This window comes from Bradyrhizobium sp. BRP56, from assembly GCF_020194035.1.
Lineage (GTDB): Bacteria > Pseudomonadota > Alphaproteobacteria > Rhizobiales > Xanthobacteraceae > Bradyrhizobium > Bradyrhizobium australafricanum.
Map to the genome: position 1 here is coordinate 195,786 of NZ_JADYVV010000004.1, position 16,764 is coordinate 212,549.

A 16,764-nucleotide genomic window follows, 5' to 3' on the forward strand; every position below is an offset into this window, starting at 1 on the left:
ACAAGGAGCCAGTCAATGTTCTCGGCTGCCCGAGAAGACTTGAGTTGCAAGAAGAACTGCATTCGCGACGATGAGTATCATCATGCTTATCAGCAAATTGTCGAAGCTGCCCGACTTCACGATTTGCCCTGCGATGTATGGAAATCCGAATAGGCCAATGAAGTAGGAGAGCGTGAAGACTTGAGAAGCAATAGCCAACGATGTCCCACCCGTATCAGCAAGGTGAACGACCATACTGTTCAGCGTCGAATAGCTGAGACCGTACCCCAGCGCGAACATCATTGTTCCGAAGATGTAGTTCGCCGTGCTGCCCACATTCACGAAAAGGATGAATAGCCCCGCGATAGTGCATATGATGAGAACCGCGGCTACGCGTTCAAGGCGAAATCTTCCAATTATCGGCGCCACAGCAAACCGCATGAAGACGGCTGTCAGCGTGAAAACTAGAAAGAATGTGTCGGCAGACTGCGATCGTGATGCAGCGTAGAGCGTTTGGAACGTGAAAAGACCGGCGAAAACACATCCGCCAAGGCCTATCATGATGATAGGATATCGCGTGTTCGATTTGAAGGCTTTTAGCACGCCCTCCGGGGTGAGACGTATAGTTGGCAATTTGGTCTGAGGAGCTTGCGCCAGCCCCCTACCGGCGAGCTCCAAGAACGTCGCGCCAACGAGACATGCGGCCGCAAATAGGGCGTACACCGCAATGTAGGATCCCGCAGTCACCGCGACGGTGCGCGCGACGGGAGAAGCAAGTCCGATACCCAGCATCTGGGACCCGGAAAGCAAGGTAAGATACTTGATACGGGCTTCAGCCCGCACGTGACCCAGAATTTGAAGCGGCGCCAGCATATAGAAGCCGGACCACCCAATGCCGAGAAAAAGTCCTCCGACGTAAGCGAAGAGCGTTAAGGTTGACACCAATGCAAAACATATCATCGCGCCCGCCATCATTACCGCGGCTATGGTGATAGTTCGCATTAAACCAAGTGTATCCGCGATCCGGCCGACCATTAGCGAACACGCTATCGTTGCTATCGTGCCGGTCGAGATAACGGCCCCGGCGGTCGTGGCGCTTTGTTGAATGGACCGCAGAGCGTCCACGAGAAAGAAACTCGAGCCATAGGATGCGGCCAAGCTGATACTACCAAGCATGAAAGGAATGGAAATTTCTAACGGGATTGCACTGGGCAGTTTCTCGGCAGGAACGATGTTCGCGACTGTCATGCTGCAATCTTTCCCGGAAGGCATCGTTCAATGTCCGAAACCGCCAACCTGCGCCCATCGATCTTCGGCGCCCTTCCATTTCGGTGAGGTGAAGGCATCGAAGCGCGTGCGGCAACGGGATGGCCGCTATGACCGAGCCAACGCCATAGGCCTTCTGTTATCTTGGGCATCAGCGGCCAAGCCAATATGCTAAATCCCATAAGCCATGCGTAAGCGGTCTTATGGTCCGGCGCGCCGTCAAGATGATCAACCCATTCGATAAGCGGCCTCGACGATTGCGAAACCCGCAGATGGTCGAGCGAAAGCGCGGTGCACTGTTTTTCGTAGAGTCGATCCAACGTAACCATCATTTCGCCATCAACGTGACAACCAGCGAGCGACGGCAACCCGTTTACCGACTCCGTGCAGCGGTCGATTGCCGCAGATATCTTGTCGAGAACCGCGTTGTAACGATCGACCAAACGCTCTGGTACCAAGTCGGTCTCGGTTTCTTCCGGACAAATTTCCGACAGGCACACTCTGAGGACGTCGACCGATATATTTGGAATTCGAGCGATTTCGCCTGCCCAGATCACGTGGCCGCGACTCGTAGAGAACTTCGAACCGTTCAGCCGAAGGAAGTGATTGAAAAAAATTCGATCAAATGGGCGGAAGGAGTTCTGGCCCAATGCGCATCCCGTAACGCCGACAAGCATCGGGATTGTGTTATCGATACCGGTACCGCCAATGAGGAACGCATTGGACTCGCGTGCAAAAGGATTGGGCTTGTCGGCGCCTTCCGTGTCCTTGTAACCGCAATAGAGAGAATGAGCGTAGAGTAACGAGGAGTAGCTAAACAGTATCTGCTGGCTGTTGAAATGTCGTGAATTCCAAGCCAGGCCGTGTAATCCCGGTACGGTCAGCCGCATTTGCTGCCCTTTACGTGCGACGTACCGTTTCCCTATCTCCAGAAAGCTGGATTCGATGGCCGTATCATCCCACGCCCGTAGAAGTCGGTCCTTTCCCGAAATTGAAAGGAACGCGGAAATGTTTTCCTGCCATTCGACAATCCGCCCGCGCCTCGATACCGGGTTCAGCGCTTCCTCGGGCTCAAAATGATCTCCACACTGTTCGCAGAAGAAGCTCCCCGCAGATGCCAGGCAAACCGGACAGGTTGCACCAAACCAGCCTCCAATGCAGAAACGCTCTTCTGGTGTGGCAGTAGAACCGGCATCGTCCACTGGTAAGTGCCCCGCGCGGAAACGAAGCGAGCCTGCTGCAGATAAGGCGCTCATCAGCGCCGTGCCGACCTTCGAAAAGCGCTGCAGATTGCTGCCATACGCCGGATCATCGAAATGATCGAAAACAACACCGACGGAGGTGAGATCTTCAACAATTCTGATATGGAAGCCATGTGCCAAGACTGACGGATCAATGTTCTCAAGAGCCGCTCGGACCAGGACATGGTTCTCGAAACCGTCAGTCGTCAGGCCAGAACGGACATGATGCCCCGCCCTCTTCAGGTGCTTCTGTACGACATCCATTCTGAGATATGGCCCAGCGACATGCCCCAGATGTGCTCTGCCATTGGCTGTCAAGTTGACGGGAGATATATACACATCAACGGGATGCGTATTCGCTACATTTATCCGCGAGATCGTTGGACTTCTCTTCATAACTGCACAATGACTTCTATGAACACATATCTGGAAACATCCAAACAGGTGCCAGACATCGCCGCTAGGACACGAAGGCGCATGCGGCTTAGGGGTTATGGACGCAGTCAGGCTGCGTACTTCAAACTGGGCTCCATACGTCGAAGACTTGCAGCGTACTGTTTGAGATTTTAGAGCAGACGACGCTGTTTCGCGGGATACTCGACGTATCGCTCTACCTCAGCTCGCAACATAGGTAACCTCCTGACCAACCGCTGCTTGGAAGCGATCAGTTCTGACGCCGTGAACGAAGCAAACGGCGCGCCAACTGAAATTGCTTGCTTCTGGGGCTTGTCAGAGCCTCCCTTTCGTCAACTTTCCGACATTAGTCACAAAACTCACATGTGGTCCCGTAAAGCCGGATGAGAGCGGTTGTAGGCAGAGGGGTTTCTTTTTTTGCGACCGTTGCCCCCAGCTGCAGCCAGCTGGTGATGCCGACGACTTGGGGCGTCGACCGGTCCGGAGCGCAGAATTTTGTTTGAATTCACAGGAGTCCTACGATCCACCCGGCCAACCGCAGATCGATAGCACGCCGCCGATAGCGGCTATTGATACGCCGCGACGCTCCCGCATTGACAGTCGTCGGCCGGACTTTGACGTACGAGGCGGAGTCTCAGGCCATCTATGGCTTCTCAAAACCGAATGCGTCTTCACGCCAGAGGCCGAGGTGACCTGACAGTTCCTGCCGAAGACGTCGACGGGTCGTAAAACAACGCTTCACGGCCTGCCGGAGCAAGATCTCGATGACGACGCTCGCCAGACGCTGAGCATAGACGTATTGACGCGGCAGATGATTTAGGCTGGGTTCGTTCGCAAGCTGGCGTTCAACACGCTGATCGGAAACATGCTGGCACGCACGTGAAGCAGCGATCACGGACAATCCAGACCGCGGGACAGCCGCGCCCGCGCCAGCATATGACTTTGTTTCGACAGGCCCCGTACATTCCGGCCGAGTTCGTGGTTATAGCGCCCGCACGCAAAGAATGCACGAGTTCTCACTTTGCGAGATCGGCCTTCAATCAAGCGAACCTCTAAGATCCAGACCGCGGCGAGCTCCATTTCAGCTCGTTTGCGCATGCTGAAGCGGCAGATTCGGAGTCCACAGCTGTTTGCTTTCAAACGCGACGTGGCTGCTGTTGGTCTCCATCGTCTCCCCGCCGCGAAAGGCCGGTGAACGCGGCAAGGTTGGTTAAAAGCTCCGAACCCTCAGCCCACCCTTTGTGTGACGACCGTCGATATCTCATGTCGGTTCGGGGGCTTCCTGTAACGCTCGGCGAGACTTTTGAATACCTCATCCATCTGATCCGACCGAACAGTAAATTCCCCATAATTCGGATCGAAGAGGGTCGTCATTGCATTCGATGTTGACGTTGCGATTGTGTGTTTGCCACCTGCGGCGAAACGCAAGCCGATCAAATAGATCGACGGATCGGCGGTGACTTCGCTCACCATCTGGGCCATGCCCGAAGATGAGCCAAAGCTATATCGCGACTGTTCGTCGGATGGCTGCAAATCCGCTTCCTGCAGCATTGCGCTTCTTGCCTGAAGGTTGTGAGAACCTGCCGGCCCATTTTTTCGCAACTCAGTTCTGATTTCGTCATATCGCCGCTGCCGCGCCGCCGCCGAAACATGGTTTTGGGTACCCGGGTGCAGAGCGCTCATTCGGGATGAGGGGCTGCTGTGGAGATTGAGCAGCCACTCCACTACCAAACCAACGCAGATACCGTTGACATTGGCCTCAGGCAATTCAGCGGTCCTGTAATCGAACAGATCACGGGTCGGCCGAGCCGGAGAGGATCGACTGGACTCGGAGGACAGGGAGGATGTGCTTGGGTCGGAGGGGCCTGGACTGTAAACACTTGCGTCTGAGGTATCTGGCCTGCTGCAGCAGCTCCCCATTTGGTCGGGCGACTCGCCATCTGACAGGCCCTCCTGTTGCGCGCATTCCGTAAGTGCTTGCGCAAAGCTGCAACTGTCCACCGACTGAGCCGATTCATCAGCCCGATTGGAGCCAATGGATTGTCCGCTCACTCGATTATACATGATAGCTCACCTGGCTCTTCAGTGCACGTTTCCTCAGAGCGACTGCGGGATGCTCATGCTCTGGCTCTGAAGGATATTGCCGCAAGCTGACGACGAGCTGTCGAGCCGACAAGCTTGGAAACGTTATCGATCCATGCCTCCCTATTGCAGGCACACCGTTTTGACCGCTCGCTCTGATCCAGGCGGGTGGCGGGGGCTGACGAGCACATGGCTCTACTTGACGTGGTTCACGCCATCGATACAACTTCGGTTATTGCTCCCCCCGATCAACGCGCCTTTCCACAAGCACTGGCGTGAACGCCGCCAAAACCTGATTCCAATCCCATCATGCTGCCCACAATGAAAGCAGCCGCGGTGATGCATATGAGACAAATCTTGCTGATTCAGTGAACGGCGACCTGCGCGGCAGCAGGATTCCCGGCTGAGAACCCGCACGTTGCAGCTGGCAGAAGCGCCCGACATGCCCCGCGATCGCGCTGCCTTCCAGCGGCGCAGAACCGACGTTTCTGCGCTGACCCAGCGCCTCTTCCGAGCGGGTATTGTTGATGCAATTCGTCATGCTGTCGCGCTCATCCGTGCATATAACATCGCTGCTTCGGATGGTCCTAGCCCAACTATGCCCACAAAGCTCGGCGGCGGCATTGGGATGTCCCGATGAGTAGGTTTCCACAGGTGCAGGCAATACCGGCTGTTATTCACATATTGCGAATGAGGCGGATGCAATTGCATCACGCACTCCTCGTCATCCCAGAACAGGTCTTTTACGAAGCACATCTCTTCCCAGTTTGGACAACGCCGCGGCGTCGAGACAGCGACGTGCTCCCAGCTGGGACGAATTAATCCACTGATCCTGAGTTCACATCCGCAGGGCCCCTGCACGAGAAACAGGCCGCAGGGACCCGATCCAGGAATGCTGGCGAACTGGCCGCATTTTACCCGGCCGGCCTCAAGCTTCTCTATGATCTGCGCTCGCACGTCCCCTCCTTTGCATCGCGGATCGCTTTGAAGTCGACGTAGATGACGTTGTCTGGCGACTGATTAACCGGCGCCACCTCGGTCCTCAGCCCAGCGTTCCAAAAACACCCTTCAGCGAACCATCTGCTGAGAAACACGCAGATGTCCATCATCACTAGCTCTCCTAATTCTCGGTCTTCGAACGCTCACATCGCGTTTGAGGACGCGACGAACGCTCTCATTGGCCAATTGATTGCGTGGCCGCACACGATCCGCTCGATACGAATCGGCCAGTTAACACCCATGGTTGACCCGATGGGCGGCCCCGGTGGACAACTCCGTCACCACATCGAGTCTCGCGAGGGCCATGTCGCTCATCTATGCTGGCAGGCCTGGGCCTCTCATCGCCGAACAGCGTTGGCCTTCAGGCAGGTCAGCCCTTGAGCCTTGGCACGTCCAAACAAATATCATCGCCCTATCCGTGCAGATCAGCTGGTGATCTGCTTGAGCATATGAAACGGACTGTGGCCGATCATGGTCCATCAACTCATCGCCGATGGACCGATCGTCATCCCGGTAACTCCATATGATCGCATGTGATACCTGCTTGTAGATTCCATTCTGGCTCGAAAACCGCGCGCTGTCGCCGCTATGATTCGAAAAGGACGGCGCCTCGGTCCGCGCTGTCATGTGGCTACTCGATAGGTAGCAGCACACGCTTCTCGCGGTCTGAAACAGTGCCAATGCGTCATCTATGTGACCATGATCGGGCTGTAAGAGCGTAAACTCGAACCCAGCTCGCATCGGAGCCGCAGCTGAACCCAACATGTCATTGAGTGAGCTGCCAACATCTTATCATTCTTCTTCCATCTCAGCAGCTGTTCGTCAGCTAGCGGTCAGGGACGGCGATTAGCCTGGGTTACTGCCTCAGACTCAATCGCGATCAACGGCGATCTTTCGGACCGCATTGTCGCCGTATGTCGCTGACGACGCACCTACTGGCGTTGGCTTTCAGACATCGGTGTCGCGACTCGACTAAGGGCAGCTAGACTATGGCGCTGAACTCGACAAATTGCATTTTTCTTTTGTCAAAGCGGCGCCGGTACATCTCCGTTCGTGGCATGCTGATTGCTGCGCTCAGGAAAACGAAGCAAACAGGACGGGCCATATCCGGTCTCGTCAATCGACGACGGGCTATTTGTGCTGTCCGGAACGCTGCAGCGCTAAGCAGGCCGTCAATTCGCAGGGTTTTTCGTCTGAGCGACGATACGGACGGAATTCCGACACTCGAGCCTTGAAGGAAGATCGCGAAACTCATGAGTGATACGAGGCAACCAAACGCGAGCCTGCTTCCGTGGGCCAGCGCATCGTTGGATCAATGATGCACTGGCGCACACCAAAGCACCCCATGATCAAGCATTATGGCGGTGATTGCGGATCTTGGCCGACGCAAACGAAATGGAACCTGTGGCCACTGGTTGGGTTGTTCCTAAACGCGCTGCTCTGGGCCAGTATTTGCTGGATCGTCGCAGCGCTCCTATGAGCTACAGAATCGACGACGATGTCTCGACAAATAGTGCGGCACACGAGCGCTTCTCGGCCACTCGTATGCCGCGACTGTTCCGATCGAATCGTGCCGAGGATCAAGCAGGCCACCGCCAGTCTGGCAGTGGAGATCTCTTCCTTTGACTTGGTTCAAGTCAACACTTGGCGGACTACCTAGACACGACATGCGGCTCTCTCGCGACGCAAACGAAAGAGGCGGAGATAACAGGACAACGCCGCGAATCGGCGGACTGACATGACCCGCCAACATGCCGGATGACATCAGCTATTACCCGCGCCCAGATGCGCAACCAAGGCCAGAAACGTGCTTTGTGAAGCTTGCGCAAGGATGGCGACACGAATTGCGTCGCCAGCCTCGCCAGCGCTCCCGATCCCATCGCAATAGGAGCAGGCCGTTATACCAAATATTGCGTGCGGCCGCCTCGTCCCTCTCCCCCTTCGTCGCCCTGCCGAGCGGCTCGGCTCACCCCGCATACAGACTTGCAATAGACTTGGCCGCACCAAGCGCGCTGAGAACCTTTGCTCCACCAATGAAACTGCGAGCCGGTAGGCCCGCGGGCGCTTTGCCGAAGCGCAGCCAGCCCTCACAACTCATAGTCGGACAACGCATCGTTCTCGTTTTGGCGCGTCTGCCAATCTTGGGCACGCAGAGCCAGCTTGTCGTATTCGATGGCAATCTTAAGAAGCCTATCTCTGGATTTGCCGTAGGCGAGTGCTTCCGCCTTTTTTCGCGTTGCTTCCGCACGGCCTCGCCAGTGATTGGGCTCGTAGAGTTTGCTTTTGGGATTCATGGCGGTGAGCATGCAATTCTCAGATCAAAGAATTGCGACAACCGCGCTACGTACAATTACGTAGCAGCGAGGCTCATCTCGTTGGCTACGCCGCGGTGCCATTCACAGGCGCCCACAGCAATACTGTGTGCACTGTTCCATCCGAACTCCCTCGCGCAGGCGTCCGCCTAAGACGGAGTATGCACATTCCAAACATCTTCAGACAATTGGGCCCAGAAGGGGCTTGAATCGCTCGTTGCGTCAGATTGTACGATCCTAGACAAGTGGGAACCACCTTCGACAATCTCGACGCTTCCTGACAGATAATGAGAACTGCGCGCCCGAGCCCATTTTTCGGTCGTCAGGTCATCTTGCGTTTGGCGCCGAACAACAACCGCTGCAACGCCGGCTTGAAAGGATATCATGAATCAAAACCAACGACTCCGTTTGGCTTCGCTTCTCAATGCCAACTACCGCGCTATCGCTCTTGCTGTCGCAATGACAGCCGCAATCTCCGGACAGGTAAATGCGCGCGATCAAGCGCCGACCGCGGAAGAAAAGGAGGCTTGCATGGAGGACGTGTTCCGCCTGTGCAGCAGCCACATACCCGATCGTGCCGCCATTGCGTCTTGTCTCCGATCAAAACAAGCGAGCCTCAGCCAACAGTGTCGCTACGTGATCTCCGTTCGAGATACTGGCAAGAAGAACAGTGACTCAAAGTGACGGATCCCCGGCCGTGAGCCTGCGAGTTCACATTCAGAAATAGACCAAGCCTGATCTACCACCAAGGCAAGCGATCAAGCGCGGGCCGTCGAGAGTGGTACCAATCGGTCACAACTGACAGAAGCTCTGGCCACAGTGCTTGTTCGGATAGGCGAATGCACAAATTACCCTTCGATACGGTTCTAATCGCCAATAGGGGCGAGATAGCAGCACGAATTATCAAAACGTTACGGAAGCTTGGACTCCGTTCTGCAATTGCCTACCACGAGGTAGACGCCCTGACCCCCGCCGTCTCCATGGCCGACTTGGCGATTCCGATCAGCGGCCGCACACCGGTGGCGAGCTATTTGGACATTGCGCAGATCATCGCTGCCGCTCGCAAGGCGAACGCCGGGGCGCTGCATCCGGGCTATGGATTGCTTTCCGAGAGTGCGGAGTTCGCCAGGGCTGTGATCAAGGCAGGCATTGCCTTCATCGGGCCTGCTCCAGAAGCCATCGAGCTCATGGGGGACAAGGCCCGGGCCCGCAATTTCGTTCAGCGTAACGGCTTTCCTGTCCTTCCCTGCGCCATCGAAGAAGATGATCCCACGACATTCGTTTCGAGAGCGCAAGCTGTGGGATTTCCTTTGCTGGTGAAGCCGACAGGGGGCGGTGGGGGCAAGGGCATGCGGATTGTCCGCGACCCAAATGCATTGGAAGCAGCCATCGAGCAGGCACGCAGTGAAGCGCGTTGCTACTTTGGAAATGGCCGACTTTATGTCGAACGATATCTCGAAATCCCGCGGCACATCGAAGTACAGGTGTTGGGTGACGCCTTCGGTAACCTAGTCCATCTCTTCGAGCGCGAGTGTTCGGTGCAGCGCCGCTTCCAGAAGATCATAGAGGAGACGCCCTCGCCCGCATTATCACCACAATTGCGGACGCGGATTTGCGAAGCCGCGGTCGGCATCGCCCGTGCGGCGCAATATCAAAATGCTGGAACGGTTGAGTTCATTCTCAGCGAAGGCGACTTCTACTTTCTCGAAATGAATACCCGCCTTCAAGTCGAGCATCCAGTGACCGAGATGGTCACTGGTGTCGACCTGATCGCCGAACAAGTTTATGCCGCAGCAGGCCGCGAACTTGCGCTTTCGCAATCCGATATTGCTTCGAACGGGCATTCGATCGAGCTCAGGCTGTACGCGGAGGCTCCCGAACGCGGATACGTCCCAACCACTGGCAAAGTACATCTTCTCGAGTATCCGGACGGCGTACGGATCGATAGCGGCATCATGCGGGGTCAGCACATCACGCCGGCGTTCGATCCGATGCTTGCAAAGATTATCGTGCATGCACCAAGCCGCATAGAGGCTGCTATGAAAGCCCATCGTGCGGTCCGAGAACTTGTTCTACTTGGGTGTGAGACCAATGCAAGCCTGCTCGCCCGGATCCTAGCTGACGAGGCATTTCTCGGCGGTCAGTTCCATACGGGATACCTTGAGGAGAACCCGCATCTTGCAACGGACAATTTTGCTACCGGATTGTCTGCGTTCCTGGCATCCGCCGCTCTCCTGACGAGACCGGTGCGTGCTTCGGCTGATGCCGTGCCCGAGCTTCACGCAGCATTTGGCAGCTGGAGAAATTGACGTGTATCACTCATTCGAGGTCGACCGCGTAGACCATAGGCTATGGCTTTCAACCAGCGAGCAGGGCTACCGGCTTCATTTGCGCGACCAAGTGATTGCCCCCGTCGCGTTCACGCATCACGGTGAGAGTAGCGGCATCCTGACCATTGCCGGGGAAAGCGAACCGGTCAGGTTTGCCATCGATGGCGACCTGATTCATCTGCATATACGCGGCAGAACCCGCATTGTGCGCTACAATGACCCATTGCGAGCGCTCACTTCCGCGAATGACGGAAAACGCCCGCTAATCGCCCGTGCCCCGATGCCTGGCGTAGTTGTTGCGACTACCGTTTCGCCTGGCCAATCAGTCTCGGCGGGAATGGCACTGATGATGATTGAGAGCATGAAGCTGCAGACGATCATACGCTCACCGCAGGACGGCATCGTCGATCGGATTCACGTCAAGGAAGGCGAAAGCTTCGAGCATGACGCTGAGCTGGTGACGCTCTCCGAAGAAGGGCGCTGAAATGCAGCGGATCGGTTCCGTAGCGGACGTTAACTCACAAGCGTTTCGCCGCAACGATTTCCACAACAGACAGCTTGCGGCTGAATTGAAGGAGCGGCAACGCGCTGCCCGCTTCCACCGGCCAGAACGGGACTTCGAGCGACTGCGTCGACAGAACAAACTGTTTGTTCGCGAACGGCTCGCAGCCTTGCTCGACCCGGAAACTCCGTTCCTAGAGCTTTCCACGCTGGCCGCCAACAAGGCGTATGATGGCGAGGTGCCCAGCGCCGCGCAGGTCGTCGGTATCGGCATTGTAGCGGGTCGAGAGGTGATTGTTCATGCCGACGATGCCAGCGTGAAAAGCGGCGCGTGGTATCCGCTCTCAGTCAAGAAGATTGTGCGGGCCCTGGATATCGCCATCGAAAACCGTCTGCCGGTGGTTCATCTGTGCGACTGCGCCGGCGGGTTCCTGCCTTTGCAGGCCGAGTTCTTTGCGGATCGCTACCACGCTGGTCGAATACTCCGGAATCAATCCATTCTCTCGAAGATGGGAGTGCCGCAGGTCGCCATCGTCATGGGCCACTGCACGGCGGCAGGGGCCTACGTCCCCGCGCTTAGTGAATACAATATTATGGTCGAAGGTACGGGAGCTATTTTTCTCGGCGGCCCCCCGGTCGTAAAGGCTGCCACCGGGGAACACGTGTCCGCCGAAGATCTGGGCGGCGCCCTCATGCATACCAACGTGTCGGGCACCAGTGATTACGTCGCAAGCTCGGAGATGCATGCAATTGCGATTGCCCGCGACGTCGTCGCTCGGGTCCGCCAACCGGCGAAAACCTGGATCGATCGAGTGGCTCCTGAGCCGCCCGCTTACAGTGCTTGCGAACTCTACGGTATCATTCCGAAGGACACCCGAGCGCAGTTCGACATGCGAGAGATCATCGCTCGTCTGGTCGATGGCAGCCGATTTCATGAGTACCAACCGCGTTATGGCACGTCACTTGTGTGTGGCTTTGCGCGGCTTCATGGATATCAAGTCGGGATCCTTGCCAATAATGGCGTGCTGTTCAGCGATAGCTCGCTGAAGGGCGCTCATTTCATCCAATTATGCGACAAGAATCGGACGCCCCTGCTCTTCCTGCAGAATGTCACGGGCTTCATGGTTGGCCGCGAGTATGAGCGGCGTGGGATCACCAAGGACGGCGCCAAGCTGATCATGGCAGTGTCCGGAGCGTCCGTGCCAAAGTTTACGATCGTTTGTAATAGCTCGCACGGCGCGGGCACTTACGCTATGTCAGGACGCGCGTTTGATCCTCGATTTGTGTTCAGCTGGCCTAATTCCCAGATATCCGCGATGGGCGCCGAGCAGGCCGCAGGCGTTCTCACCCACGTCAAGGCGCGACAGTTGGCTCGCGCGGGCGGACGCCTCTCCGAGCAGGAACTGGCAGCCATTCGAGAGCCAATTCTTGAAGAATATCACGAACGATCGAGCGCCTATTATGCGACCTCCGAAATCTGGGACGACGGCATCCTGGATCCTGTCGACACCAGAACCGCAATCGCAATTGCATTGAGTGCCTCGCTCAATGCGCCGATCGACCCACCGCAGTACGGCGTGTTCCGGCTGTAAAGCAGGACCGAACGCGAGATGCAGCTTGAGATAAGCCACCTTCCGCAACCGTCCGAAGGTAGAATTCGATGACCGCCAATCCGTGAAAGCAGTAGAGCATGGGGTTCGTGACGTTCTGTGCACCTTCACCTGCGATCTGGCTGGCTGCTTTCTGGTGGCCATAAAGTCGGGCTTCGACCCGAAACAGGTAATGGAAGCTGGCTTCAACGCTCGACGACGCGGCGCCCGCAGGCCGAACGCTTCCGTGGACCGGATGGAACACCACGATCAAGAGGCAGCCTCGGCAAGCACCGGCGCTAGACATTTATGTTGGCGCTTGCGTCCACACGCCTGCACTATTCTGATCGGCCGAGGACCTGTCCTAACAGCACCAAAAAAATGGAGAGCTTGACCCTCACGTAGCGTCAGATTGTAGCCTCACCCAGGGCCTCGCGCCCAACCGACCGATACGCACGGGCCAATGAAGTATCAGCCGCCCAGGAGGCAGGCAGCTGCTTCGATGCACCAATGTCACGTCTCTTCAACGCCCCCCCGTTGAACGGACGAGCCTCAGCTTTGGACAGGGATCGTGGAAAGTTCGATGGAAGCGCTCAAATCGATCATTGGCAAAGTTGCCAGCGGCGCCACTCTGACGCGTGAGGAAACCGCGTTAGCCTTCGACAGCATGATGTCGGGACACGCGACCCCTTCGCAGATCGGCGGCTTGTTGATGGGAATGCGGGTCCGCGGCGAAACGGTCGAAGAAGTTACCGGTGCAGCCTCGGCGATTCGGGATAGAATGCCGCGGGTCGAGGCGGCATGCGATCCCATCGATATCACTGGCACGAGCGAAGGCCCCATGTGGTCGGTTAACGTGTCGACATGCGCCTCCTTTATTGTTGCCGGGGCCGGCGTTCCTGTTGTCAAGAACGCCAACCGCGCTGCGTCCTCAGGTTCGTTTGCCGCAGACGTGTTGGCGCGCCTCGGCGTGAAGATCGACCTTGAGCCTGAGGCTGTTGCGCGTTGCGTGCACGAAGCTGGCATCGGCTTCATGTTTGCGGCGCCCCATTATCCGGCGATGCAGCGCGTTGGTCAGATTCGGACCGCGCTTGGGACCCACACGATTTTCAATCTAATCGGACCTCTGTCCAATCCGGCCAGAGCCAAGCGGCAGATGATCGGGGTATTCTCTCGCGAATGGGTCCAGCCTTTGGCCTATGTATTGAAGAATCTTGGTGCGGAATCGGTATGGGTGGTTCATGGCTCGGACGGACTTGACGAAATTACCCTTACCGGCCAGACCTTTGTTGCAGCGCTTGAGGCGGGTACAGTCCGCAACTTCGAAGTGACGCCGGAAGAAGCCGGTCTCCGCCGCTGCCGCAAGGAGGCGCTCGACGGCGGCGATGCCGACGCCGCCGCGCTCCAAAGCATGCTCGATGGTGCGCCAAGTCGATTTCGCGACGCCGCGCTTTTGAATGCGGCGGCGGCTTTTATTGTAGCCGGCCGGGCCTCGACGCTGCAGGAAGGCGTTGCACTTGGGAAGGATTCGCTTGATCGCGGCGCCGCGGCCGCCCGACTGAAGCGACTGATCACGGTTTCCAATGCGTGACACCGAGTTGGTCGATGTTCCAACTTTCTGATCAAGACCAATGCTCACAAGCGCGAAGGGATAGCAGGCGCGAACGCGCGCTGTTTCTGCGAGCTTCGAAGACGTTGTTGCCATCTGTCCGCGTACTGATCAAACAACTCGCCTTAACCAGCAGCGCGAGAGCCTCCTTCTTTATCGGCAAGAGCCTGTTGCGGCACCCAGCTGAAGTCGGGGACCGCGACCAAGCGTTCGTGCGCTGCGCAAAAGGAGATCATCGGGAATGTCCTCACAGGATATGGAAACACTCGGATCTATTGCAACGATAGAACACATCATTCGAAAGTTTCGGGAATTGATCGACACAGACGGCTCGATTCCGCCGGAGCTACGAGGTGCGCTGCACGCGACGCTCGATGGGCATCTTCTCGATGCGAAAAAGCGTGTTCTGTTGAGAGTAAATTAGCGTGCCTATGCTGCTACATGCGAAAAAAACTCCGGCCGGACTGTTCCCCGTCGCGATCGACGCAGCGGGCACGATCGCCGCTGACACGTCCATCAACAGGGCACTCCCAAGCAGGAAACTTCCTCGCGCTGAGATGCTCGGTGAGAGGGCAGCCATTGGTTGCGCAATGCGACACCGTGCGCCCGATAGCGGGCGCAAAGGAATCAAGGTCATCCGCGCGTAACGGAGACACCAGAATTGGAGTAAAACTCCAGAGGCAGGTCATGAGCTACCAGTCCCCTCCTAGGATTCGTGATATTCCATCTGTCCAAGCGACCGAGTTCCGTCAGGCCATGCGAAATCTGGCGAGCGGTGTCGCCATCGTGGCGACCGGAAAGGCCGCCGAACGACGTGGACTGACGGTTAGTTCGGTGACCTCCATTTGCATGGAGCCCCCGTGCCTGCTCGTTGGCATAAAAGTCGGCTCCGAGACGCATGACGGGATACTCGCCAGTCGCAGATTTGGAGTCAGTCTTCTGCGCAGCAACCAGGAGGACCTTGCGCTACGTTTTGGCGGTCAGGAGGGTGCGAAAGGTGTTCACCGCTTCGATACCGCGCCCTGGAAACAGGGCATCCTCGATGTACCGCTGTTGCCGAACGCGTTTTGTGCGCTCGAATGCGTCCTGTACGACCACAAGGTGATTGGCACACATACCATCTTTATCGGACGAATTGTCGCGACCCGGGTCGGCCACGGCAATCCATTGATCAACTTCCGGGGCGCGCTTCGAACCCTGCTGCTTGATTGAGTGCGATTTCCCTTACCTCGGTGAGTGCGGCGTTCACGCGCGCCTGCGACGTGTTAAAGATCGATGACCTGCATTTTCATGATCTGCGTCACGAAGGCACTTGTCGTATTTTCCCGCGAGCCGCGATCCCCGCGCCAGCACAAAAGGTGAGCTACCCGCTCAAGCTGGACGACCTATTGATGCGAACAACGCGCCCGAGGCAGGCTTGGCACAAGAGGTCGGAATCGGGCGCGCTGATTCGCCCCCCAAGCCGAGGTTAACCGGGATTATACTCATCTTGCGAAGTGAGTATAAAAACGCTCGACGCCGGGTTCCACCTCGAGCACGAACTCACGAGATTGCTCGATGGCGAACTGAGCCGCTATTTTTCGTCGGCATGCGCGCCGGTAGACGCCACTGATCTTGTCGCCGGCCTTGGCATCCACGTGTTCAAGGCCAGTGCGCGCGGACATCCTCGCGGAAGAGTATTGGGAATGCAAGCTGCGCAGCTATCGGAGGAATTGATCAGAACAGCTACAGTTCACGAGACAGCAACGGCGCTAGAGCTTGCATGTTGGAGCCTACCAAGTTTGGTAGCTGTTTATTTCAACCCGCGTAGCATCATTGCCTGCGGCAAGACTTAGACTTCAGAGGCCCAGCTGACCCACAACGTTGGCGACTCTGAAGGTCTTCGCGTTAGATCATGATGCGATCAAATGAATCCTATCACGATTTTCTGCGAACGATGAAAGTCGAATTCAAAGGGCGTCAGATCTATGTCCAGCAACCCATTCGAAGCCGCGGTGATTCTCGACGGCATCCGCCGCTGGGTCGAGATCGAGTCACCAACGGAACGGCCGGACCAGGTCAATAAACTGGCTGATCTCGTCGCGTCGGGCTATCGTGACTTGTCGGTCAGCGTCGACCGCGTTGCGGGACGCGACGGCTGCGGCGATCATTTGGTCACACGCTCGTCCTGGGGCCAAGGCGTACCGGGCATTCTCGTGCTGAGCCATCTCGACACAGTTCATCCGATGGGGTTCATCGAGCGCCTGCCGTTCAAAGTCGAGGGCAACAGGGCATTCGGCCCCGGCATTTATGACATGAAGGGTGGTGCCTATCTCGTCGTCCGTTAAGAAGCCGGATTGATCGAGGCTGGCCGGGCGAGCGTGCGCCATAGCTGGGCCAGGAACAGGCACAAGAGATATCTCAGCCAGGCGAGGATGCGGCGGAAGTTGTGTCCGACGGCTG

General features: G+C 57.0%; 13 protein-coding genes and 1 pseudogene. 7 read left to right on the top strand and 7 right to left on the bottom strand.

Annotated elements, in window-relative coordinates; translation table 11 throughout:
• Positions 1-12: 12 nt before the first annotated feature.
• The 6 genes from I6F38_RS05300 to I6F38_RS05325 form a co-directional block, all read right to left on the bottom strand.
• Entirely contained in the window at positions 13-1,227 is a 1,215-nt protein-coding gene (locus tag I6F38_RS05300) for an MFS transporter (protein WP_225159329.1), read from the bottom strand.
• On the bottom strand, positions 1,224-2,882 hold the full coding sequence (locus I6F38_RS05305; RefSeq protein ID WP_225159330.1) for a class I tRNA ligase family protein: 1,659 nt from the start codon (positions 2,880-2,882) through the stop codon (positions 1,224-1,226). The genes I6F38_RS05300 and I6F38_RS05305 overlap by 4 nt, the downstream gene beginning before the upstream one ends.
• A 661-nt stretch (positions 2,883-3,543) precedes the next feature.
• Positions 3,544-3,795, bottom strand: coding sequence for a hypothetical protein (locus I6F38_RS05310; RefSeq protein WP_225159331.1), 252 nt, complete (start codon positions 3,793-3,795; stop codon positions 3,544-3,546).
• Positions 3,796-4,127: 332 nt separating this feature from the next.
• A complete protein-coding gene (locus tag I6F38_RS05315; protein ID WP_346657089.1) occupies positions 4,128-4,964 on the bottom strand; it encodes a YopT-type cysteine protease domain-containing protein in 837 nt (278 codons plus the stop codon).
• Positions 4,965-5,289: 325 nt separating this feature from the next.
• Complete coding sequence (locus I6F38_RS05320) at positions 5,290-5,523, bottom strand: hypothetical protein (RefSeq protein ID WP_225159332.1); 234 nt, start codon at positions 5,521-5,523, stop codon at positions 5,290-5,292.
• A gap of 2,545 nt (positions 5,524-8,068) precedes the next feature.
• Positions 8,069-8,287 (bottom strand): hypothetical protein, encoded by a 219-nt coding sequence (locus I6F38_RS05325; RefSeq protein WP_225159333.1) that lies wholly within the window; start codon positions 8,285-8,287, stop codon positions 8,069-8,071.
• 845 nt (positions 8,288-9,132) lie between these two features.
• On the opposite strand from I6F38_RS05325, the gene I6F38_RS05330 reads away from it, so the two are divergent.
• From I6F38_RS05330 to I6F38_RS05355, 6 genes are all read left to right on the top strand, one after another.
• Positions 9,133-10,602: a biotin carboxylase N-terminal domain-containing protein gene (locus I6F38_RS05330; protein WP_225159334.1), complete on the top strand. Its 1,470-nt coding sequence runs from the start codon at positions 9,133-9,135 to the stop codon at positions 10,600-10,602.
• A gap of 1 nt (position 10,603) precedes the next feature.
• Complete coding sequence (locus I6F38_RS44195; RefSeq protein WP_225159335.1) at positions 10,604-11,107, top strand: acetyl-CoA carboxylase biotin carboxyl carrier protein subunit; 504 nt, start codon at positions 10,604-10,606, stop codon at positions 11,105-11,107.
• A 1-nt stretch (position 11,108) separates the two neighbouring features.
• Positions 11,109-12,716 (top strand): carboxyl transferase domain-containing protein, encoded by a 1,608-nt coding sequence (locus I6F38_RS05340; RefSeq protein WP_225159336.1) that lies wholly within the window; start codon positions 11,109-11,111, stop codon positions 12,714-12,716.
• Positions 12,717-13,296: 580 nt separating this feature from the next.
• On the top strand, positions 13,297-14,304 hold the full coding sequence (gene trpD / locus I6F38_RS05345) for an anthranilate phosphoribosyltransferase (protein ID WP_225159337.1): 1,008 nt from the start codon (positions 13,297-13,299) through the stop codon (positions 14,302-14,304).
• 259 nt (positions 14,305-14,563) lie between these two features.
• On the top strand, positions 14,564-14,746 hold the full coding sequence (locus tag I6F38_RS05350; protein ID WP_097675029.1) for a hypothetical protein: 183 nt from the start codon (positions 14,564-14,566) through the stop codon (positions 14,744-14,746).
• Between the two features lie 263 nt (positions 14,747-15,009).
• On the top strand, positions 15,010-15,534 hold the full coding sequence (locus I6F38_RS05355) for a flavin reductase family protein (protein ID WP_225159338.1): 525 nt from the start codon (positions 15,010-15,012) through the stop codon (positions 15,532-15,534).
• A 272-nt stretch (positions 15,535-15,806) separates the two neighbouring features.
• Here I6F38_RS05355 and I6F38_RS05360 read toward each other — a convergent pair whose 3' ends face one another.
• Positions 15,807-15,959: a hypothetical protein gene (locus I6F38_RS05360; protein WP_225159339.1), complete on the bottom strand. Its 153-nt coding sequence runs from the start codon at positions 15,957-15,959 to the stop codon at positions 15,807-15,809.
• Positions 15,960-16,289: 330 nt separating this feature from the next.
• Between I6F38_RS05360 and I6F38_RS05365 the strand changes: the two are divergent.
• Positions 16,290-16,637, top strand: a pseudogene (locus I6F38_RS05365) (M20 family peptidase); the annotation flags it as partial.
• Positions 16,638-16,764 lie beyond the last annotated feature (127 nt).

Bases quoted from the DNA above. Each gene is read 5' to 3' on its own strand.
- I6F38_RS05300 (WP_225159329.1), bottom strand. From the start codon at position 1,227: ATGACAGTCGCGAACATCGTTCCTGCCGAGAAACTGCCCAGTGCAATC.
- I6F38_RS05305 (WP_225159330.1), bottom strand. From the start codon at position 2,882: ATGAAGAGAAGTCCAACGATCTCGCGGATAAATGTAGCGAATACGCAT.
- I6F38_RS05315 (WP_346657089.1), bottom strand. From the start codon at position 4,964: ATGTATAATCGAGTGAGCGGACAATCCATTGGCTCCAATCGGGCTGAT.
- I6F38_RS05320 (WP_225159332.1), bottom strand. From the start codon at position 5,523: ATGACGAATTGCATCAACAATACCCGCTCGGAAGAGGCGCTGGGTCAG.
- I6F38_RS05325 (WP_225159333.1), bottom strand. From the start codon at position 8,287: ATGCTCACCGCCATGAATCCCAAAAGCAAACTCTACGAGCCCAATCAC.
- I6F38_RS05330 (WP_225159334.1), top strand. From the start codon at position 9,133: ATGCACAAATTACCCTTCGATACGGTTCTAATCGCCAATAGGGGCGAG.
- I6F38_RS05340 (WP_225159336.1), top strand. From the start codon at position 11,109: ATGCAGCGGATCGGTTCCGTAGCGGACGTTAACTCACAAGCGTTTCGC.
- trpD (WP_225159337.1), top strand. From the start codon at position 13,297: ATGGAAGCGCTCAAATCGATCATTGGCAAAGTTGCCAGCGGCGCCACT.
- I6F38_RS05350 (WP_097675029.1), top strand. From the start codon at position 14,564: ATGTCCTCACAGGATATGGAAACACTCGGATCTATTGCAACGATAGAA.
- I6F38_RS05355 (WP_225159338.1), top strand. From the start codon at position 15,010: ATGAGCTACCAGTCCCCTCCTAGGATTCGTGATATTCCATCTGTCCAA.